This is a genomic window from Asanoa sp. NPDC049573, assembly GCF_040676615.1.
Classification (GTDB): Bacteria; Actinomycetota; Actinomycetes; order Mycobacteriales; family Micromonosporaceae; genus Asanoa.
This window is the reverse complement of sequence record NZ_JBFAPI010000006.1, coordinates 297,301-317,594: the sequence shown is the minus strand read 5'-3', so window position 1 is coordinate 317,594 and position 20,294 is coordinate 297,301. Positions and strand designations below refer to the sequence as shown.

16 protein-coding genes are annotated in these 20,294 nt (G+C 70.5%); 5 read left to right on the top strand and 11 right to left on the bottom strand.

Translation table 11 applies throughout. The annotated features are described in order from the left end of the window. Positions 1 to 19: 19 nt before the first annotated feature. The gene (locus tag AB0J74_RS16935) at positions 20 to 211 is read left to right on the top strand and encodes a hypothetical protein (RefSeq protein WP_363448678.1); all 192 of its coding nucleotides are present in this window, start codon (positions 20 to 22) and stop codon (positions 209 to 211) included. On the opposite strand, the gene AB0J74_RS16930 is transcribed toward AB0J74_RS16935, so the two are convergent. Both AB0J74_RS16930 and AB0J74_RS16925 read right to left on the bottom strand, forming a co-directional pair. Next, positions 208 to 1,380, bottom strand: coding sequence for an acyltransferase family protein (locus tag AB0J74_RS16930; RefSeq protein WP_363448677.1), 1,173 nt, complete (start codon positions 1,378 to 1,380; stop codon positions 208 to 210). The two genes, AB0J74_RS16935 and AB0J74_RS16930, sit on opposite strands and share 4 nt — an antisense overlap. 33 nt (positions 1,381 to 1,413) lie before the next feature. Then, positions 1,414 to 2,163 carry an SDR family oxidoreductase gene (locus tag AB0J74_RS16925; RefSeq protein WP_363448676.1) on the bottom strand — a complete coding sequence of 250 codons (750 nt, stop codon included), beginning with the start codon at positions 2,161 to 2,163 and terminating at the stop codon, positions 1,414 to 1,416. A 52-nt stretch (positions 2,164 to 2,215) separates the two neighbouring features. Here AB0J74_RS16925 and AB0J74_RS16920 point away from each other — a divergent pair, with 52 nt between their 5' ends. From AB0J74_RS16920 to AB0J74_RS16905, 4 genes are all read left to right on the top strand, one after another. Next, positions 2,216 to 2,425, top strand: a complete 210-nt coding sequence (locus AB0J74_RS16920; RefSeq protein ID WP_363448675.1) for a hypothetical protein — start codon at positions 2,216 to 2,218, stop codon at positions 2,423 to 2,425. A gap of 20 nt (positions 2,426 to 2,445) precedes the next feature. After that, positions 2,446 to 4,623, top strand: coding sequence for an NAD-dependent DNA ligase LigA (gene ligA, locus AB0J74_RS16915; RefSeq protein WP_363448674.1), 2,178 nt, complete (start codon positions 2,446 to 2,448; stop codon positions 4,621 to 4,623). Positions 4,624 to 4,736: 113 nt separating this feature from the next. Next, positions 4,737 to 5,330 (top strand): hypothetical protein, encoded by a 594-nt coding sequence (locus tag AB0J74_RS16910; RefSeq protein WP_363448673.1) that lies wholly within the window; start codon positions 4,737 to 4,739, stop codon positions 5,328 to 5,330. Between the two features lie 215 nt (positions 5,331 to 5,545). Continuing rightward, entirely contained in the window at positions 5,546 to 8,338 is a 2,793-nt protein-coding gene (locus AB0J74_RS16905) for an EAL domain-containing protein (RefSeq protein ID WP_363448672.1), read from the top strand. Positions 8,339 to 8,627: 289 nt separating this feature from the next. Here the strand turns inward: AB0J74_RS16905 and AB0J74_RS16900 are convergent, their stop codons facing one another. The 9 genes from AB0J74_RS16900 to AB0J74_RS16860 all read right to left on the bottom strand — a co-directional run bounded on the left by AB0J74_RS16900 (position 8,628) and on the right by AB0J74_RS16860 (position 20,280). Further along, the gene (locus tag AB0J74_RS16900) at positions 8,628 to 9,173 is read right to left on the bottom strand and encodes a hypothetical protein (RefSeq protein WP_363448671.1); all 546 of its coding nucleotides are present in this window, start codon (positions 9,171 to 9,173) and stop codon (positions 8,628 to 8,630) included. 88 nt (positions 9,174 to 9,261) lie between these two features. Beyond that, positions 9,262 to 10,857 carry a multicopper oxidase family protein gene (locus AB0J74_RS16895; RefSeq protein ID WP_363448670.1) on the bottom strand — a complete coding sequence of 532 codons (1,596 nt, stop codon included), beginning with the start codon at positions 10,855 to 10,857 and terminating at the stop codon, positions 9,262 to 9,264. Next, positions 10,854 to 11,318, bottom strand: coding sequence for a hypothetical protein (locus tag AB0J74_RS16890; protein WP_363448669.1), 465 nt, complete (start codon positions 11,316 to 11,318; stop codon positions 10,854 to 10,856). The genes AB0J74_RS16895 and AB0J74_RS16890 overlap by 4 nt, the downstream gene beginning before the upstream one ends. Positions 11,319 to 11,434: 116 nt before the next feature. Beyond that, positions 11,435 to 12,106: a FadR/GntR family transcriptional regulator gene (locus AB0J74_RS16885; protein WP_363448668.1), complete on the bottom strand. Its 672-nt coding sequence runs from the start codon at positions 12,104 to 12,106 to the stop codon at positions 11,435 to 11,437. Positions 12,107 to 12,115: 9 nt separating this feature from the next. After that, complete coding sequence (locus tag AB0J74_RS16880; protein ID WP_363448667.1) at positions 12,116 to 13,141, bottom strand: ABC transporter permease; 1,026 nt, start codon at positions 13,139 to 13,141, stop codon at positions 12,116 to 12,118. Between the two features lie 218 nt (positions 13,142 to 13,359). Next, entirely contained in the window at positions 13,360 to 14,898 is a 1,539-nt protein-coding gene (locus tag AB0J74_RS16875) for a sugar ABC transporter ATP-binding protein (RefSeq protein ID WP_363448666.1), read from the bottom strand. Next, complete coding sequence (locus tag AB0J74_RS16870) at positions 14,898 to 15,962, bottom strand: sugar ABC transporter substrate-binding protein (RefSeq protein WP_363448665.1); 1,065 nt, start codon at positions 15,960 to 15,962, stop codon at positions 14,898 to 14,900. The genes AB0J74_RS16875 and AB0J74_RS16870 overlap by 1 nt, the downstream gene beginning before the upstream one ends. 46 nt (positions 15,963 to 16,008) lie before the next feature. Beyond that, on the bottom strand, positions 16,009 to 17,316 hold the full coding sequence (locus AB0J74_RS16865) for an L-fuconate dehydratase (RefSeq protein WP_363448664.1): 1,308 nt from the start codon (positions 17,314 to 17,316) through the stop codon (positions 16,009 to 16,011). A gap of 132 nt (positions 17,317 to 17,448) precedes the next feature. After that, positions 17,449 to 20,280 carry a PQQ-dependent sugar dehydrogenase gene (locus AB0J74_RS16860; protein WP_363448663.1) on the bottom strand — a complete coding sequence of 944 codons (2,832 nt, stop codon included), beginning with the start codon at positions 20,278 to 20,280 and terminating at the stop codon, positions 17,449 to 17,451. Positions 20,281 to 20,294: the final 14 nt, after the last annotated feature.

The window sequence follows — 20,294 nt, the reverse complement described above, 5'->3', positions numbered from 1 at the left end:
GGAAGACTTCCTCTGGCCCTTGATCGTGGTTTCGAGTTCCGACCACTACACGGCACCGCTCGGGCTGGCCCTGTTCGTCGTGAAGAACCGCACCTCCTGGAACCTGTTGATGGCCGGCTCGGTAGTGGCCACCCTGCCGATGGTGGTCGTGTTCCTCATCTTCCAGCGGCGGTTCATCCAGGGCATCTCGATGAGCGGGTTGAAGGGCTAGGTGGTGGGTCGCATCCCCATCAGGTAGCGGGTGACACGGGTGCGGCGGACCAGGAACTCGTAGGCGGCCAGTGTCAGGGCCAGCGACGCCACCACGATGGCCAGGTATTTGACGACGATCGGCGCGTGCCACTGGACCACGCCGTAGGCGACCGCGACGACGATCGGTTGGTGCAGGACGTAGAGCGGCAGGGCGGCCTCGGCGAGATAGCGGAAGGGCCGCCCTGGCTCTTTCCTGCCGGTGCGGCCGGTGTTGCGGCGGTCGAGCAGGCCGAGGATGGCGACCACCGCGCACCAGCCGGCGAAGCCGAACAGGGCCCGGCCGGCGATCGCGTGTGGGGTCATCGCGGTGAACGGCTCGTCGCCCGCCGTCAGCAGGACCGGCCCGCTCGCGGCGAACACGACCGCTCCGGCGATCGCGGCCGGCACCGCGTCGCGGCGCATCGCGAGCCGGAAGCGCTCGTCGGACGCGACCAGGTAGCCGCAGAGGAAGAAGAGCAGGTAGGCCCAACGGCTCCAGCCGGCGAACGGCTCCTCCATGCCGATAAAGGCGCAGATGGCCGACGTGAGGAAGGCCGGGAGCAGCACGACACCGCGCCGGTCGACCGCCCGAGCCAGCGGCTGGCCGCCGGGTAACCAGCGGACCACCGCCGCGAGCAGGAGCGAGAACGTGAGCAGCAGGACGACGAACCAGAGGTGGCCGGTCTCGAAATAGTCGCCGCGCAGGATGAACGGGAAGTCTCCCAGGTCGAGGTGGACCTCGTAGAACCGCGGCAGGAAGCTCAGGTAGCTCTCGTGATAGCCGGGGTCGGCGGCCTTGAGGCGCAGCCACACCGGCACCGGCAGAAAGGTGAGGATCGCGAAGAGCAGCGGCACGCCGAGCCGCTGGAGCCGCTCGCGGACGAAGCCACCCGCGCCGCGGCGGGCCATCGAGTGCCACGAGCCGAAGCCCGCGATGAGGAACAGGGCCGGCATCGCCCAGAGCACGCCGAAACCCGCCAGCACGGTGGTGACGCTGGTCGTGTCGGGGTTCTTGACGTAGTAGTCGTCGGACGCGTCGAACACCAGGGACGCATGGAAGAACACCAGGCCGACCACGACGAAGGTGCGAATCGCGTCGAGCTCGGGCCGTCGTTGTTCCACTGTGGTGCGTAGCGCCGTCTCCGTCACGCGTCCAGGATGACGGTCGCTGGCCGGCGGCGGCTACCCCGGTTGGCCCGCGAGCCAATCTTCGAACGTCGTCGCCGCGATCCGGGCCCCGTCGCCGGGCAGCAGCACCTCGCCCGCCATCTCGACGCCGAGCGGGCCGCCGCGCCAACTCGCGACGAGCCGCACCTGGTCGCCCCGGGCGGTCAGCGTGCGCCGGGTCATGTCGACCAGGTCGTGGGTGTCGGGGCCGGCGATCTCGATCAGCCGGCCGAGCGGCCGGCCCACCGCGACCTCGACCAGCGTGGCGGCCACGTCGACGACCGCGATCGGTTGCATCAGCAGCGGCGGTACCACCGCCCGGTCACCGTCGCGGGTCCAGCCGGCCACCATCGCGCCGAACTCGTAGAACTGGGTGGCGGCCACGATGGTCCACGGGATGGCGCCGTCGCTGACCATGGCCTGCTGCACCCGCTTGCCGGCGTAGTGCGCGTTGCCCGTCACGCTGTCGACGCCGGCGATCGAGAGCAGCACGTGGTGGCCGACGCCGGCGCGCTGCTCGGCGGCGAGCAGGTTCTCGGTCTCGGCGGCGAAGAAGCGCTCGACCTCGGCCCGGTCGGTCGCGTTCGTGTTGCACACGTCGATCACCGCCTCGACCCCGTCGAGGGCCGCGTCGAGCCCCTCCCCCGTGCTGAGGTCGACGCCGGAGCGCCGCGAGACCGCGACCGCGTCGTGCCCGCCGGCCCGCAGCGCGTCGACCGTGTGCCGACCGACCAGCCCGGTGCCGCCGATGACTGCCACTCGCATGCCCGTACCCCCTGGTCTCTGTCGGTGATTTTCCTCTGCCGGAGGTGCCGTTGTGGTTCGATTCGCCGCGCACCTCGACCGGGTCCTGGGCTGGTGCGCCGAGCTGGGCATACAGTGCGTGACCGACGACGACGAGCGGCGTATGTCCGGTTTCCTGCTGCGGCAGTCGGCTTTCTCGCTTCCTCCGGGCATTGCGGGCATACGGGACCCGGATGCGGGGTTCTGTCGTACCCGTTGGCTAAGGTTCGTGGTGTTCGTTTGATGCTGATCATGGGGGCTCAGATGTCCACCACCGTCGATCCCGCGCACGCCGCGGCCTTCGACTCGCAGGCCGACTACACGGCCGCGGTCGAGCGGGTCCGCGCGGCCGCCCGCGACTACTACTCGGGTTCCACGCTCGCGATGGACGACGCCACCTATGACGCGTTGATCGCCCGGGTCGCCGCGACCGAGGCCGCGCATCCGGAGTGGACGGTCGCCGAGTCGCCGACGGAGGTGGTCGGTGCCGGCGGCGGGGTGGTCGGCGACGTGCCACACACCACGCCGATGCTCAGCCTCGACAACGTGTTCGACGCCGACGGTCTGCGCAAATGGGCGGCCCGGCTCGACCGCATCCTGGGCCGCCAGGCCGGGGGCTACACGGTCGAGCCCAAGATCGACGGGCTGGCGATCTCGGCCCGCTATGTCGACGGCTCGCTGACCCAGGTGATCACTCGCGGCGACGGCCGGGCGGGCGAAGACGTGACCGGCCAGGCCCGCCGGGCCGTCGGTTTGCCGCACCGGCTCTCCTCGCCGGTCACCCTGGAGGTGCGCGGCGAGGTCTTCATGACCGAGGCCGACTTCGCGTTGGCCAACGAGTTGCGCACCGGCCACGGCGAGCCGCCGTTCGCCCACCCGCGCAGCGCCGCGGCCGGCACCTTGCGGGCGGTCGACCGGGCCTATTCGGCACCGTTGTCCTTCTTCGCGTATGCGGTGCACGGCCTCGACCCGGCCGACCACCTGTCCCATTCGGGGGCGATGGCCTACGTGGCGTCGCTGGGCGTGGTGACGACCGCGGGTTCGGCCGCCGGCATGCCGTTGTGCGCGACCATCGACGAGGTCATCGCCGCGATCGACCACCTCGACGCCAACCGGCTGACCCTGGGCTTCGGCGTCGACGGCGCGGTGGTCAAGGCCGACCTGGCCGCCGATCGCGACGACGCCGGTTCGTCGAGCCGCGCGCCGCGCTGGGGCATCGCCTTCAAGTTCCCCGCCGACACCCGCACCACGACGCTGCTCCGCATCGAGGTCCAGGTCGGCCGCACCGGGGTGATCACGCCGGTCGCGGTGCTCGATCCGGTCCAGATCAGCGGCGTCACGGTCACGTCGGCGACCCTGCACAACTTCGACGACCTGACCCGCCGCAACGTCCGCGCCGGCGACACGGTGTTCGTCCGGCGCGCCGGCGACGTCATCCCCGAGGTGACCGGGGCCAAGCTCGACGAGCGGCCGGATTCATCCGAGCCCTTCACCCCACCGACCGAGTGCCCCCGCTGCGGCGGCGAGATCGACCGCACCCAGAAACGCTGGCGCTGCACCCGCGGCCGGTCCTGCGGGGCACACGAGTCGCTGGCCTACTACACGGCCCGCACCTCGATGGACATCGAGGGCCTTGGCGACAAAATCATCGACCTGCTGGTCCGCGCCGGCCTCGTCACCGACCCGGCCGACCTCTACGACCTCGACGTGGCCACCCTCAAACCGCTCGACCGGATGGGCGACGTCTCGGCCGGCAAGCTGGTGGCCAACATCCAGGCCTCGGCGGCGCAGCCGTTGTCCCGGGTGCTGACCGGCCTGGGCCTGCGGATGACCGGCCGCTCGATGTCCCGCCGCCTGGCCCGCCACTTCACGACGATGGACGCGCTGCTGGCCGCGACGGCCGAAGACCTGCAGAAGGTCGAGGGCGTCGGTCCCGAGCGGGCGGTGACCATAGCGGCCGAGTTGGTCGAGCTCCGCCCGGTGATCGACAAACTGATCGCCCGCGGCGTCAACATGACCGAGCCCGTCGACCCCACCGCCGCCGCTGCCACCGCCGACGCGCTCTCCCCGGCGGCCGCGCCGCTGCGCAGGCCCGACGGCGCCCCGATGACAGTGGTGGTGACGGGTGCGGTCCCCGGCCTGACCCGCGACGAGGGCAACGAGGCGGTCGAACGGCTGGGCGGCAAGTCCGCCGGCTCGGTCTCCAAGCGCACCGACCTGGTGGTGGTCGGCGACGGTGCCGGCTCCAAGGCGGCGAAGGCCGAAGACCTGGGCATCCCCATCATGCCGGCCGACCGCTTCGCCGCCCTGCTGGCCGCCCACGACGCCGGCGACGCATCCCGCGTCGAGGCCCTGCTGTCCGAAACCCTCCCGACCCAGGCCGACACGGCCCCCGTCGAGGCCCCGCAGTCCGAAACCCTCCCGACCCCGGCGTCGGCTTAGCCCGCCAGCCACCGGCCGGCAGGCCGATGCGGCTGCGGGGGCCGAGAAAGATGCGGCCGCCCTCGCCGAGAAACCCACGCGACCGCTGGCCGCTGCTCTGGGAGCATCGCCGGATGGACCTGCGACCGTTGCCGCGCTGTGTCGAGTGCGGCTGGCGGCGGCCGGCGCGGGCCCCGTCGTGTGTGGCCTGCTCGCGGTGGCTCGACGACGACATCGAGGCGGCCTGGCGGGCGGCCTTGCGCGACTACGACGTGGGTGAGGCCGACATTCCGGCGTTCGCCGCCACCGTCGCCGCCGATCCGCGCGGGGTGCCCTGGCGGGTGCTCGACGGCGCGCTCGCGCACACGACATGCGCCGTGTGCGGCGCGGTGCTCGGGTCCGGTGCGGTGGGATGCCGTGACTGCGACGCGGCCCACGGCTGGCGCTGGTTGGCCGCCGAACCGGAGCGGCCCGGCGCGCCACCGGGCAACGAGCACGCCATCCGCGTCGCGACCGCGGTCGCGCGCGTGCCGCACCGCTTCCCGGCGCACATGGTTCCCCGCTACGCGGTGTTGCTGCCCCTGCTCATCGCCGGTGGCCTGCCCGCGGGCGGCGACGCGCGGGCGGCGCAGCGCTGGCTCGACAACGGCGGCGCGCTCGAGGCGCTCGACGCCGCGCCATCCACGGCGGCCATCAGGGAACTGTTGCGGCAACCCCGCCCACAATAGACAGAACACACCGGGCACGGCGGTCACGCCGACCTCATATACCACCCCACGGTAGTCAGGTGAGTCCCGTGCGTGAGACCAGAACCGGGCACTCGGCAGCAGCTTGGTGAATCTGGCCGACAAACGCGAAGAACCATCAGTTTCCACCGATGGACCCTGCTACAGTCGTGGTTCGCTGGGTAACTTCGCCGGAAGTCCGCGCAGGGGGCGATGAAATGCCACGTGCGGTCTCGGCCGGCTCGAAGACACTGGCCTCCGCCTTTCCAGCCGGTGTGTTCATCCTGGTCGGCCTCGCCGCCGCAATCGCATATCTGCTCATCGACAGCACCGTCGGAAGTGGCGTCACCTTCGCCATCGTCGGTGTCGGCGCGGCCACCGCACTGATCGTCGGGCCGCGCCGCTTCCACGCACGCCCGCGCTGGCCCTGGGTGCTGCTCGGGATAGCCTCCCTGTTCTTCGTGGTCGGTGCGACCGTGCGACCGTGGTCGACCGAGCAGAGCGGCGCCACCCAGCTGACCGGCGACGCGTTCACGCTGCCCGGCTATGTGCTGATGTTCGCCGGCCTGGTCGGTTTCCTCACCGTCAAACACGGGCCCAAGCGGCACGCCGTCATCGACGGCACCCTGCTCGGCCTCGGCGCGGGCCTGATATTCGCCCTGCTGTTCTCGATGCCGGCCGCCGGCATCGACGACCGCTCCGCGGCCGTGTCAACCGTGGCGGGGCTCTACCCGATCCTCGACCTGGTGCTGGTCCTGCTGGTCGCCAACGTCGCGTTCACCACCTCGATCCGCGGCCCCAGCTACCTCATGCTCATCGGTTCGATGGTGTTGTTGCTGGTGGGCGACATCGGTTACGCCATCATCGGGCTCAACGGCACGCTCAGCGGCAGCCGCCTGATCGACCTGCCCTTCATCCTCGGTTTCGTGCTGGTCGGTGCCTGCGCGCTCCACCCGTCGATGCGCGACATCGGCCGGCGTACCCCCTTGCCGGTCCAGGCCTGGTCCTGGCGCCGGTTGTTGCTGATCATCCCGGCGCTGGCGGTCCCATTCGTGCTGACCGCGGTCATCCCCGACCAGACGGTGCTCGACCGCGTCGTGCTGGCCGTCGGCGGCGCGCTGATGGTGGCGTTGCTTTTGTTGCGGGCGGTTTCCGCAGTGCAGGCCTACGCGGCCGCGCAGCGTGAGTACGAATACCAGGCCACCCACGACCACCTGACCGCGCTGCCCAACCGCGCGCTGCTCGTCGACCACGTCGGCCAGGTGCTCGCCCGCCCGGTCGACCCGGAACGCCCGCTCTGGCTGTTCTTCCTCGACCTCGACGGCTTCAAGCTGGTCAACGACTCGTGGGGGCACTACGCCGGCGACCGGGTGATCGTCGAGGTGGCCCGCCGCCTGCGCCGCACGGTGCCGGGCGGCGCCGCGGTCGCCCGGGTCGGCGGCGACGAGTTCGTGATCGCCAACGTGAGCACGCCCGACGACGCGATCGCACTCGCCGAGCGGATCCTGGCCAGCCTGACCCTGCCCCTCAAGGCGACCGCCTCCGACGTGGTGGTGTCCGGCTCGATCGGCATCGCGAGCTCCGCCGCCGCGCCGGTGTCGAAGCCCGTGCTGGCCGACGAGGTGGCCGGCCCGCAGCCCGCCGGCCCCGCCCTGGTCACCGCCGAGGGCCTGCTCCGCGACGCCGACACCGCGATGTACCAGGCGAAGGCCGAGGGCCGCGGCCGCTGGGTGCTCTTCGACTCGACCATGCATGACCGGGTACGCGACCGGATCGACATCGAACTGGCCCTCCGCCACGCGCTCGCCCACGACCAGCTGCGCCTGGCCTACCAGCCGATCGTCCGGATGAACAGCGCGCGCCTGGCCGGCGTCGAGGCGCTGATCCGCTGGGAGCACCCGACAAAGGGCACGATCCCCCCGACCCGGTTCATCCCGGTCGCCGAGGAGACCGGGCTGATCACCGACCTGGGCCGCTGGGTGATACGCGAGGCCCTGCGCCAACTCGCCGAGTGGCGCCAGAACGACGTGGTCGCCGACGACTTCTGGTTGTCGATCAACGTCTCGCCGCGCCAGCTCCGCGACCCCCGCCTGCCGGGCGAGCTCTCCGAGGCCCTGGTCGAACACGGCCTGGAAGGCGCGTCGGTGATGATGGAGATCACCGAGTCGGTCATGGTCGACGGCTCGCAGGTCACCGACCAGGTGATGGCCGACCTGCGCGACCTGGGCGTCCGCCTGGTCGTCGACGACTTCGGCACCGGCTTCTCGGCCCTGGGCTACCTCCGCCGCCACCCGGTAACCGGCGTGAAGATCGACCGCTCGTTCGTCGGCGGCCTCGGCACCAACCCGGAAGACGAGGAAATCGTCCGCGCGGTGGTCGCGATGAGTTCGGCGCTGGGCCTGAGCGTGGTGGCCGAGGGAGTACAGACCCAGTCGCAACGCGACGTACTCCAGGCGCTGGGCGTCGTCTACGGCCAAGGCTGGCTGTGGGGCCGCCCGCAGGACCCGGAGACCTTCGCCCGCCTACGCCGCCCGGCAGCAGTCGGCCGCGGCGGCGCCCTGGCCCACGACGCCGAGCCCATCCCGCGCCCGATCCCGGGCGCCGGACCCCGTCGCCCAGACACGAACGGCGACCTGGCCCGCCGCCTGCTCGACCCGATCCCGGCCGAGCCGACAACGGCGAACGGCAACGGCCCCAACCATGCGGCGCCGGCCCTCCACCCGGACGGGGTTGCGGCAACGGCCAACGGCACCGGCGACCGGAGGCCATCACCGGACAAACCGCTCGCGGCGCTGGCCGGGGAGGCTGCTCCGGACGCCGACGAGAGGCCGGTCGTGCCCAGCCGCAGCAAAGGCAGCCGCGGCCCCGAGGTCCCGCAGGTAACCCACCCGGTGCCGCGCGTGCCGGTCAAGAACCGCCGACGCGCGACAACCGAATCGCCGGAGGCCCCGCCCTCCGGCGAAGAGGTCGAGCTGGTAGCCCGCACCCGCATCGACAGCGACGAGCGATAGGCGCGCACAGGGCCCACGCTGTAAGGCTCTGCTGGCAAAGGCCGCAAGGCCGGGAAGGCCGCAAGGCCGGGAAGGCCGCAAGGCCGGGAAGGCCGCAAGGCCGGGAAGGCCGCAAGGCCGGGAAGGCCGCAAGGCCGGGAAGGCCGCAAGGGGCGTAAGAGCGGCGCCGCCTGACCCCCGAAGGCCGCAAGCGCCAAAGACCACCAGCAAGAAACACCGCAACGCGCGAAGGACCAAGGCCCCCGGTGGGCGACCGAGGTGGTCTCAGCCGCGTGGTGGCGCGGCGGCCCTATGAGGCGACGGGAAGTTCCCAGGCCCAGAAGGCCTGGGTATCGAGGCGGGTCGGGATCACCTCAGGGGTAAGGGCCGTCAGGGTGCGGGTGATCGCCGCGTCTAGTTGGCGGGTTTCGTTGCGGGCGCAGAGGTCCAAGGCGGCCACGCCCGCGTTGGCGCGGACTACGCGCCACATCTTCTCGATCATTGCCTCGAAGACGCCTGAGCGGCGGTGGTCGGTGGCGATGGCGATGAAGCCCAGGTACCAGATGCGGCGTTCGGCGTAGCGGTCCGGCCAGCGGTGTGCGAAATAGTCCGGGGAGATCAGCGGCATGGCGTCCAGGTCGTTGGTCAGCGTCGACAGGCCCGCGAGCGAGCCGTCGGACGCCAGCGCCACGTATTTCTCCACGCGGTCGTCGGACATGACCTCGTCGAACTCCCAGCGGTGCATGACGTGGCGTTGCACCGCGGCCGTGCGCAGTTCGTCGAACGCGGCGACGTAGAGGTTCCACGCCTCCTCGCGGCGCGTGGTGGACTGGACCTTCTCGACGTCGACCCGCATGGTTGCCTGTCCCCCGCATCGATGATCGGCTGGGAACGCTACCTGCAGGCGCGAAAAATATGCAAGGTCATTCACATTGTCTGAATGATCACTCGGGAGCGTTGTCGGCCTTTCCACCGATCACGTACGGAGTCGTATACCCCTCATACGCCAGGTGGGCGATCATCCCGTCGGTGGCGTGCGGCAGGTTGTGGCAGTGGTCAAGCCAGATGCCCGGATTATCGGCCTTGAAGGCGATCACGTAGCTCTCGCCGTCGTCGACATCGAGTGAGTCTGTCCACCACGGACTGCCGCTGGACGGCACGCCGTTGCGGGACAGCACCAGGGCTACGTGGCCGTGCAGGTGCATCGGGTGCACCTCGCCCGAATCGTTGCTGATCGTCATCTTGACGATGTCGCCCGTGCGCACCATGAACATCGGCACGTCGGGATAGAGGTGGCCGTTCATCGTCCACCACAGCCCGGGGCGACCGTCGAGGAAACCCGGCGACCGCCCGATGCTGAGCGTGAAGTCGCGGTCGAAGTGCGACAGGTCCAGGTCGACGGGCCCGCGCGTGCCGTAGGACAGCAGGTCGACCACCGCGGCCGGGGTGACGGCGGCCGGCGCAGAGGCACCCGCCGGACCGACCACCACCGACGACCCGGCACCGAGGTCGACCCGGACCGCCCCGCCACCGGCCGGCGGCGTCACGGAAAGGTCAACCCGGCCACCGGCCGCGATCACCACGCCGCGGTCGGAGATGTCGGTCGGCCCGTGCAGGTCGTGGCCGTCGACGGCGACCACGCGGTAGGGCGCACCGGTCACCGACAGCCGCAGCGGCCCGTTGTCGGTGTTGATCAACCGGAGCCGCGCGGGCACCCCGGCCGGCGCGGGCAGACGCCGCTCCCCGGACGCGCCCTGCACCGTGCGCCGCCCGTCGTAGGTGTGGACGGGTAGCACCAGGTCCGCGGGCGAAGGGTCGACCACCAGCGCCCCGAACAGGCCGCCTTTCACCTGTTCATGCGACACCTGGTGGGAGTGGTACCAGTAGGTGCCGGCGTCCTGCGCCACGAACCGGTAGGTGTGCCGCCCGCCGACGGGCACGGCGTCCTGCGTCACCCCGGCCACGCCGTCTTCGGCGTTGGGCACCCGAACCCCGTGCCAATGCAACGCCACCCCGTCGGGCACCGACTCGTTGACCAGGTCGACCTGGACCAGATCGCCGACCCGCGCCCGGATCTCCGGGCCGGGCGACGCGTGATTCAGCGTGTAGCCGTCGACCCGCTCGCCGGACGCCAGCGTGAACGACTCCTTACGCGCCGTCAGCGTCACCGCGACCGCCGGTGTCCCGGTGGCGGGCCCCGTCAGCGTCGAGACGCTCACTCCCCCGGCATGCTGATGCCCGGCGAGCGGAACGGCCCCGCCGCCGTAGTCGGCGTAGCCCATGTCGATCACCGAGTAGGTCGACGGCACCCGGCTGTCGAACCAGAGATAGCCGAGCGTGCCGACCAGGACCAGGGACAGCCCGATCGCACCCCACCGCGTCAGGTGGCGGACCCAGGACCGGCGCCCGGCGGCCTCCGCACCGCCGGGCGCCGGCGCCGGCGGCGTGCCAGCCGCGTCGTCGACCGCCGTGGAAAGGGCATGGTTGTCTCCCCCGGCCGAGGTGGGAACCTGCTCGGCCGGGTCGTCAAGCGCCGTCATGCGCCCGCGGTGACCCCTGGGTCACTGCTCCCGACGGGGGCCGCGACGGAGGTGTCAGAACGAGCGGCACGGGACGCGCGGGCACCGGCCACGCCGGCGACGCCCGCGATCGCGAACGCGTTGAGGGCGTGCAGCATGCCCACCACCGGGGCGTCGAACGACACGAAGGCCAGCACGATCTGCAGCACCACGAGACCGACCGTGATCCAGGCGCGGCCGATCCCGCCGGGCACCTTGGCGAAGAACGAGACGATGCCGAAGATCAACGCCAGCGCCGGGATCACCATCATGCCGACGGCCGAGTGCACCAGCTGGCCGGCGTTGGCGTCGGTGTCCTCGGTGAACGGGACGCCGTCGTTGGCCTTGTTGAAGATGTCGAACGCACTCCACGCGATGACCAGCACCTGCACCACCACGCCGAGCGCGATCAACCTGGACAACCAGAGGTAGAGCGAGCGCATCGGAGAACCCCGTCCGGAGAGTCTGTATGGGATGCGCTGACTCTAAGACCGGGGACCGACGAATTCGTACTCGGCCCGGAGTATCCGACACTACGCCGAGCGACGTACAAGGCGGATCAGAGCGCTTGTCGCAACCACTCCTCGACGCCCGCGATGTGGACGGTCGCCCACGACCGGGCGAGTTCCGGCTCGCGCCCGGCGATCGCGTCGACAATCGCCTGGTGCTGCTCGCGGGTCTTGTCGACGGCACCCTCCTGGGTGAGCCCCCGCCAGATGCGGGCCCGGGTCGTCGGCCCGGAGAGCCCGTCGATCAGCGAGCAGAGCGCCGCGTTGCCCGACCCGGCCGCGATCGCCCGGTGGAACTCGAGGTCGTTGGCGACCAGCGCCTCCACCGAGGGGGACGCACCCAACTCGTCGAGTACCCGCTGCAGTTTCGCGATGTCGGAGTCGTTCATCCGCCGGGACGCCAGCGCCGTGGCCGCCGGCTCCAGGATCCGGCGGACCTCGAGGAACTGCAGCACGGTGTCGTCGCGATGGAAGTCGACCACGAAGCTCAGCGACTCGAGCAGCAGGTCGGGCGAGAGGCTGGTGACGTAGGTGCCGTCGCCCTGCCGCACGTCGAGCACCTTGATGATGGACAGCGCCTTGACCGCCTCGCGTAACGAGTTGCGCGACAGGCCGAGGCGCTCGGCGAGATCGGCCTCCTTGGGCAGCCGGTCTCCGGGGCCGAGTGCCCCGGAGACGATCATCTCCTTGATCTTGTCGATGGCTTCGTCGGTCAACGCCACGCGGTCACCTCAGTCCTGGGCCTTACCCGTCGTCAACCGGGCGAGCATCAGCGCCACCAGGATGATCAGGCCGTAGATGGCCTGGATCCACTGCGCCGAGACGCCGGCGAGCGTGAGGATGTTGTTGATCAGGCCGAGCACGATGACGCCGCACAACGCGCCGAACAGCGTGCCCTTGCCGCCCTCCATGCTCACGCCGCCGATCACGGCCGCCGCGAACACCGTGAAGATCATGCCGTCGCCCTGTGCCGACGCCACCGAGCCGAGCCGGCCGGTCATCAGCAGACCGGCGAGCGCGGCCAGCAGGCTGCCCACGATGAACACGATCCACATCACCCGGTCGGCCCGGATGCCGGCGGCGCGCGCGGCGTCCCGGTTGCCGCCGATGGCGTACACCGCGCGCCCGTGCCTGAAGAAGCCGAGCACCGCGATGCCGATCGCGAACAGGATGCCGGAGATCCAGATCGAGGCCGGCAGCCCGACCCAGGTCGCGTTGCCCAGGTAGAGCACCGACTCCGGCAGTTCGAACAGGTTCTGGCCGCCGGTGATGCCGATCTGCAGGCCGCGCAGCACGATCAGCATGCCGAGCGTGACGATGAACGCGGACAGCCCGAACCGCAGGATCAGCAGGCCGTTGAACGCACCGATGGCCAGGCCCACCAGCAGGCAGATCGGGATCGCCAGCGCCGTGGACCACTCCGTGCCGAAGCCGTTGCTGGCGGCCGGGATGACCAGCGCCACGGCGAGCGCCGGCGCCAGGCCGACGGTCGACTCAAGCGAGAGGTCGAACCGGCCACCGATCAGGATGATCGCCTCGGCCAGCACCAGCAGCGACAACTCGGTCTGCTGCTGCAGCACGTTGGTGATGTTGGCGCTGCTCAGGAACACCGGGTCGATCAAAGCGCCGACCAGGACCAACACGATGATCGCGGGTACGAGTGCCAGGTCCCGCATCCGCGCCAGCCGAGGCCCCCGCAACCGCCGCCCGGCCGGCTCGGCCGACGTCGACGGCGGTGCCGTGGTAGTGCCGCTCATGCGCGCGCCTCGCTTCGCAAGGCGTGCCCTGACCGCGACGCACTGAGCCGGCTGATTCGCTCGCTCCGCTCACTCACCCGCGCACCTCGCTTCGCGAGACGTGCCCTGACCGCGACGCACTGAGCCGGCTGATTCGCTCGCTCCGCTCACTCACCCGCGCACCTCGCTTCGCCAGGCGTGCCCTGACCGCGACGCACCGAGCCGGCTGACTCGCTCGCTCATGACTGCGCTCCTTCTGCAGAAACACCCTCGACCGCGGCGACCACGTGTGCGTCGTCCCAGCCGCGGGCCAGCGTGGCCGTCACCCGGCCGTGGAACATGACCAGCACCCGGTCGCAGTGCCGCAGGTCGTCAAGCTCGTCGGAGACCATCAGCACGCCCGTGCCCTGGTCGGCCGCCGACCGCACCGCGCCGAGCAGCGACTCCTTCGAGCGCACGTCGACACCCGCGGTCGGGTTGATCAGCACCAGCACCCGCGGGTCGGTGGACAGCGCGCGGGCCAGCACGACCTTCTGCGCGTTGCCGCCGGAGAGGCTGGAGACCGGCGCGGCCGGGCTCTCGGTGCGGATGTCGTACCTCTTGATCATTTCTTCCGCGACCGCCGACCGCCGGGCCGGCAGCACGACGCCCGCGGGCCCCAACCGGTCGCCGATCGGCAGGGTCGCGTTCTCCGCCACCGACAGCAGCGGCACGAGCCCCTCGCGGTGCCGGTCTTCCGGGACCAGCCCGATGCCCGCCCTGAGCGCCCCGGGCACGCCGGCACCGACCACCCGGTCGCCGACCGCGACCGTGCCGCTGTCGGCGCGCCGTAGCCCGCCGACGGTCTCGGCCAGCGACACCTTGCCGCTGCTGCCCGAGCCGGTGACGCCGACGATCTCGCCGGCACGCAATTCAAGATCGATCCCGGTGTACGCGTCGGCGAGCGTCAACTCCCGCAACGACAGCACGCTGTCGCCGGGCGGCACCTCGCGCGGCGCGACCTCGGTCAGCCCGACGGCCTCACCGGTCATCGCCGCGACCAACTGGTCGTGGCTGACCGCCGAGACCGGCTCGGTGAGCACCCAGCGGGCATCGCGGAGCACGGTGACGGTGTCGCAGACCTCGTAGACCTCGCGCAGGTGGTGCGAGATGAACAGCATGGTCACGCCGGCCGCCGACAGCGACCGCATCCGCTCGAACAGCCGCTCGATCGCGGTCGCGTCGAGCCGGGCGGTCGGTTCGTCGAGGATGATGAAGCGGGTGCCCAGCGAGAGCGCCCGGGCGATCTCGACGAGCTGGCGCTGCTCGACGTTGAGGTCGCCGGCCTGCGCGGCCGGGTCGACCGCGACACCATATTCCTCGAGCAACGCACCGGCCCGCCGGCGCAGCGTTCCCCAGCGGATCGGACCGCCCGAGCTCTGCCGGTTGAGGAACAGGTTCTCCGCGACCGTCAGCGTCGGGATGATGGTCGACTTCTGGTAGACGCAGGCGACCCGGCGCCGCCAGCCGTCGCGGTCGGCCGGCGCGGGCGCCGGCTCGCCACCGAAGCGCACGGTGCCCTCGTCGGCGCGGTGCAGCCCGGTGAGCACCGAGACCAGCGTCGACTTGCCCGCGCCGTTGCGCCCGACCAGGGCGTGCGTCTCGCCGGCCCGGATCGCCACGTTCACGTCGGCCAGCGCGGTCGTCGCGCCGAACCGCTTGGTTATCGAAGTGGCCTCCACGGCCGGCGGCGGGGTGCTGGCCCCACCGCCGACCGTGTCGGACAGAGCTGCGGTCATCACTTCCCGATCTGGTTGCCCCACAACGACGCGTCGTCGACGTTGTCCTTCGTCACGAGCGGCGCCGGCAGCTGGTCTTCGAGCACGCCGTTGCCGACGTCGATGATGGTGCTGTCATGGTCGGTCGGTCCAGGGGTGAACGTCTTCCCGTCGACCGCGGCCTTGGCGTAGACAAGCGCGTACTTGGCGTAGAGGTCGGCCGGCTGCGAGACCGTCGCGTCGATCTCGCCCTTGCGGATGGCGTCGAACTCCTGCGGGATGCCGTCGTTGGAGACGATGAAGATGTGCTTGGGGTCGGTCGGCGCCACCAGCAGGTTCTTCGACTTCAGCAGCTGCAGGGTCGGTGCCAGGAAAACGCCGCCGGCCTGCATGTAGATCCCGTTGATGTCGGGGTGCTGCGCGAGCCGGGTCTGCAGCGCGGCGGACGCCTTGGCGCCCTCCCACTCGGTCGGCTCCTCGAAGATGGTGATGCCGGGGAACTTCGACTTCATGCACTCGGCGAACGCCTCGGAACGGTCGCGGCCGTTGACCGACGACAGCGAGCCCTGGAACTCGACGACCTTGCCCTTGCCGCCCAGCTTCTCGCCGAGGAACTCGCAGGCCTTCTGGCCGTAGGCGCGGTTGTCGGCCCGCACCACCATGAAGACCTTGCCCTTGTCGGGCCGGGTGTCGACCGAGATGACCGGGATCTTCTTGGTCTCCAGCATGGTCAGCGTCGTGGCGATGGCCCCGGTGTCCTGCGGTGCCATCACGATCGCCTTGGCGCCCTGTGCGGTCAGCGCCTGCGCGTTGGCGACCAGCTTCGCGATGTCGTTCTGCGAGTTGGTCGGCGTCATCATGTTGATGCCGGTTTCCTGCGCGTACTGCGGGATGTATTTCGCGTAGGAGTTCCAGAAGTCGGAGTCGGCCCGGGGCAGGTCGACGGCGATCGGCGGCTGCTTGCCACCCGCGTCGGTGCCGCTGCCGCCGGTCGAGGAGGGTTCGGACGAGTTGCAACCAGCGGTCGCCGCGGCGAATGCGGCGACGACCGCCACGCTGACGACGGCGCGTCTGTTCAGGATCATCGCAGTCCTCTGTGGTGGGAAGAGGGATGGGTAGGGGTGTTGCCGTTCAGCCGGCGCGGGACCAGGCCGGGCCGTCGGGGAAGGCGAACCGGGCCCGGCTTTCCGGGCGCATGGTCGAGCTGAAGCCGGGTGCCTGAGGTGCCAGGTAACGACCGGCGCGGATCTGCACGGGATCGAGGAAGTGCTCGTGGAGATGGTCGACGTACTCGATGACGCGGTTGTCCATCGAACGCGACACCGCGACGTAGTCGAACAGTGAGAGGTGCTGCACCAGCTCGCACAGGCCGACGCCGCCCGCGTGCGGGCAGACCGGCTTGCCGAACTTGGCCGCCAGCAACAGGATCGCGATGTTCTCGTTGACACCGGCCACCCGGGCGGCGTCGAGCTGCACATAGGACACCGCGCCCAGTTGCAGCAACTGCTTGAAGACGACCCGGTTCTGCACGTGTTCGCCGGTGGCCACCGGGATCGGTGCGATGCCTCGGGCGATCGCCGCGTGCCCGACCACGTCGTCCGGGCTGGTCGGCTCCTCGACCCACCACGGCTCGAACTCGGCCAGCGCGCCGACCCACTCGATGGCCTGGCCGACGTCCCAGCGCTGGTTGGCGTCGACGGCGATCCGGATGTCGGGGCCGCAGACCTCACGAGCGATCCGCAGCCGGCGGATGTCGTCGTCGACGTCGGCGCCGACCTTCAGCTTGATCTGGGTGAAGCCCGCGTCGAGGGCCTCCCGGCAGAGCCGGTGCAGCTTGGCGTCGTCGTAGCCGAGCCAGCCCGGCGACGTCGCATATGCCGGGTAACCGCTGGCCAGCAACTCGGCGACCCGCTCCTCGCGACCGACGGCGCCGGGCTGGAGCAGGTCGAGCGCCTCGCCGGGGGTGAGCGCGTCGGTCAGATAGCGGAAGTCGACCAGGGAGACCAGTTCCTCGGGCGGCATCGAGGCCAGCAGTTGCCAGAGCGGCAGGCCGGCCTGCTTGGCCTTGAGGTCCCAGAGAGCGTTGACCACGGCCGAGATGGCCATGTGCATGACGCCCTTCTCGGGGCCGAGCCAGCGCAGTTGCGAGTCGTGCACCAACTCGCGCCAGAACCCGCCGAGGTCGTCGAGCACGTTCTTGACCAGGCGCCCGGCCAGGTAGGGCCGCAGCGCGGCGATCGCGGCGGTCTGCACCTCGTTGCCCCGCCCGATGGTGAACGCGAACCCGTGCCCCTCGTGGCCGTCGACCTCGTCTGTGCGCAGCACCACGTAGGCGGCCGAATAATCCGGATCCGGGTTCATCGCGTCGGAGCCGTCGAGCTCGCGCGAGGTCGGGAACCGCACGTCATAGGTGTCGAGCGACACGAACCGGGCGGTCATCGATGACCCTCACGCGCATTCATAGGTCCGATGTTTACCAGGTGGTCGGATGTATGGCAAGACCTCCAATCTCCACAACGGAAGAATCGCCCCGTTGCCGGGGCGATTCATCCAATGACTGGCCAGCGTCGGCTAGACGAGGTCGAACTTCTCCCAGGGTCCGATCGACGTCCGGTTGGCGATCAGCGCCGCGGCACCGCTGTTCTCCGCGACCACGTACATGTTGTTGACGGTCGCCCGCAGGCTCTCGCTGCCGTCGGAGTTGCGGATCAGGGTGAAGGTCTCCCAGGAGCCGGCGGTGGCCCGGTTGGCCACCAGCGCCTCCGCACCGGCGTTCTCGGCGCAGACGAACATGTTGTTGGCCCGCGAGCGCAGCGCGACGTTGCCGCCGCCCAGGTCGACCACGTCGAACCGCTCGGTGGTGCCGGCGGTCGCCTTGTTGGCGATCAGCGGCGTGGTGCTGTTGGCGGCGCTGACGAACTGGTTGTTGACCAGCGCCTTGAGGGTGGACCCGCCGGTCGGCGGCGTCCCGGTCGAGTTGAAGGTGAACGCGTCGAGGTCGAACAGATTGCCGGCGCCGCCCTTGAACACGAGGTACAGCTGGGTCGGCCCCGACGGCACGCCGGTCAGGTTGGCGGTGACGTTGGCGAAGGTCTCCCAACTTCCGGTCGGGGTGACCGTCAGCGTCGCGTGCAGCGGGCCGGTCTGCGAGCCACTGCGGACCTCGATGGTGCCACCGGCACCGGCGGAGGAGACCCGTGCGGTGACGCTGGTCGCCGTGGACAGGTTGTAGGGCCGGAACGAGACCCAGTCGTTGTTGTCGATGAAGCCCACGGTCGCGCCGCCCTCGGCGGCCGCGTGGCTGGCCAGTTGCACACCACCGGACTGCGTGCCGAAATGCTCGCCCTGGCGGTGCCGCGGCTGCAACGTCTTCTGGCTGGTCGTGGTCAGCCCGCCGTTGTCGGTGTAGGAGGCGACGAAGATGCCGAAGATGTTGGCCGCCGCGTCGTGCTCGCCGTCGGTGGGCACGGTCAGCGTGCCGGAGCAACCGGTCTTCGAGGTGATCTGGTGCGAGTGGTTGTCGTGGCCCAGGAAATAGGTCACCGACACGCGCGCGCAGTTGACGGTGCCGTCCTCAGGATCGGAGACGCTCACCGTGTACGGGATGGTGTCACCGAAGTTGAACAGCGTCCCGTCGGCCGGGGCGCTGAGGTTGACCGTCGGTGCCGAGTTGCCGACCGTGACGACCAGGCTCGCCGTGCCGGACAATCCGGTCGGGTCGGTCACTCGCAGGGTCGGCGTGTAGGTGCCGTTGGTGGTGTAGGTCTTCGTCGGGTTGGCCGCCGTCGACGTGGTGCCGTCGCCGAATGTCCAGAGGTAGGACAGCGCCCCGCCCTCCGGGTCCGACGAACCCGCCGAGGAGAAGGTGATGGCCAGCGGGGCCGGACCGGAGGTCTTGTTGGCCGAGGCGACCGCCACCGGGCTGCGGTTGCCGCCGCCGATGTATTCGACCCGGTAGAGCGCCTGGTTGTTGGAGCCGGTGCCGTAGTCGAGCACGTATAGGGCGCCGTCGGGCCCGAAGGCCATGTCCATCACCTGGGTGCCGTCCCACGGGAAGTCGGAGATCTCCCCGGGGGTGCCGTTGCTGTTCACCGCGATCGCCTTGATCCACTGCCGGCCGTACTCGCCGGCGAAGAAGCGGCCGTCGAGCGACTGCGGGAACTTGACCGCCGAGTTCAGCGACGCGTTGTAGCGGTACACCGGGCCGCCCATGGGCGACTCGGAGCCGCCACCGAACTCCGGTGGGCTCGAGTCGAAGCCGTAGCGGATCCAGGCCGGCTTGGCCGCCGGCAGGGTCTGCAGGCCGGTGTTGCGGAACGAGTTGTTGGTCGGCCCGCCGGCGCAGTTGAACTTGGCGCCCGACGGCCCGCTCGGGAAGGTGAAGTCGTTGTAGGTCTCGTTGGTCGAGTTGCTGCCGGTGCAGTACGGCCAGCCGTAGTTGCCCGGTGCCGTGACCCGGTTGAACTCGACCTGGCCGCCGGGACCGCGGTTGGGGTCGGCGGCGCCCGCGTCCGGGCCGTAGTCGCCGAGGTAGACGATGCCGGTCGGCTTGTCGACGCTCATCCGGAAGGGGTTCCGGAAGCCCATCGCGTAGATCTCCGGCCGGGTGTTGGCCGTGCCCGGTGCGAACATGTTGCCGGACGGGATGGTGTAGGTGCCGTTGGCCTGCGGCTTGATCCGCAGCAGCTTGCCGCGCAGGTCGTTGGTGTTGCCCGCGGAGCGCTGGGCGTCGAACTGCGGGTTGCGGTTGGTCCGCTCGTCGATCGGCGTGTAGGCGTTGCTCTCGAACGGGTTGGTGTCGTCGCCGGTGGTCAGGTAGAGGTTGCCGGCCGCGTCGAAGTCGATGTCGCCGCCGACGTGGCAGCACTGGCCGCGGTCGTTGTCGACGGTCATCACGACCACCTGGCTGCCCATGTTGAGCGTGTTGTCGGCGTTGAGGGTGAAGCGCGACAGGTTCAGGTGGCCCTTCCACGCGGTGAAGTCGGCCGCCGTGCCGGTGGTCGGCGCGTCGCCGGCCGGCGTCGACAGCGGCGGCGAGTAGTAGAGCCAGACGTAGCGGTTGCTGGCGAAGCCCGGGTCGACCGCGACGCCCTGCAGGCCCTCCTCGTCGTGGGTGTAGACGGGGATGGTGCCGGCGACCTTGGTGTTGCCGGCCGCGTCGGTCACCCGGACCACGCCGTTGCGGGCGGTGTGGATGACCGTGCGGTCCGGCAGCACGGCCAGGGACATGGCCTCGCCGAGTTCGGCGGAGCCGACCGCCAGCTGGACCTGCTGGTAGTCGGCGGCCGGGATGTCGGCCGCGGCGGCGGGTGCCGCGGCCGAGGTGACCGCCAGCGTGGAGCTGGCGACGCTGAGCAGGCCGACGGCGAACAGCCGCGACCAGCGCCGAGGGGACGAGCGCATGGGTGTTCCTTTCG

What these genes read in the sequence shown, in the direction of transcription:
- AB0J74_RS16925 (WP_363448676.1), bottom strand. Translation starts at nt 2,163, where the DNA reads ATGCGAGTGGCAGTCATCGGCGGCACCGGGCTGGTCGGTCGGCACACG.
- ligA (WP_363448674.1), top strand. Translation starts at nt 2,446, where the DNA reads ATGTCCACCACCGTCGATCCCGCGCACGCCGCGGCCTTCGACTCGCAG.
- AB0J74_RS16910 (WP_363448673.1), top strand. Translation starts at nt 4,737, where the DNA reads ATGGACCTGCGACCGTTGCCGCGCTGTGTCGAGTGCGGCTGGCGGCGG.
- AB0J74_RS16905 (WP_363448672.1), top strand. Translation starts at nt 5,546, where the DNA reads ATGCCACGTGCGGTCTCGGCCGGCTCGAAGACACTGGCCTCCGCCTTT.
- AB0J74_RS16900 (WP_363448671.1), bottom strand. Translation starts at nt 9,173, where the DNA reads ATGCGGGTCGACGTCGAGAAGGTCCAGTCCACCACGCGCCGCGAGGAG.
- AB0J74_RS16895 (WP_363448670.1), bottom strand. Translation starts at nt 10,857, where the DNA reads ATGACGGCGCTTGACGACCCGGCCGAGCAGGTTCCCACCTCGGCCGGG.
- AB0J74_RS16890 (WP_363448669.1), bottom strand. Translation starts at nt 11,318, where the DNA reads ATGCGCTCGCTCTACCTCTGGTTGTCCAGGTTGATCGCGCTCGGCGTG.
- AB0J74_RS16880 (WP_363448667.1), bottom strand. Translation starts at nt 13,141, where the DNA reads ATGAGCGGCACTACCACGGCACCGCCGTCGACGTCGGCCGAGCCGGCC.
- AB0J74_RS16875 (WP_363448666.1), bottom strand. Translation starts at nt 14,898, where the DNA reads ATGACCGCAGCTCTGTCCGACACGGTCGGCGGTGGGGCCAGCACCCCG.
- AB0J74_RS16870 (WP_363448665.1), bottom strand. Translation starts at nt 15,962, where the DNA reads ATGATCCTGAACAGACGCGCCGTCGTCAGCGTGGCGGTCGTCGCCGCA.
- AB0J74_RS16865 (WP_363448664.1), bottom strand. Translation starts at nt 17,316, where the DNA reads ATGACCGCCCGGTTCGTGTCGCTCGACACCTATGACGTGCGGTTCCCG.
- AB0J74_RS16860 (WP_363448663.1), bottom strand. Translation starts at nt 20,280, where the DNA reads ATGCGCTCGTCCCCTCGGCGCTGGTCGCGGCTGTTCGCCGTCGGCCTG.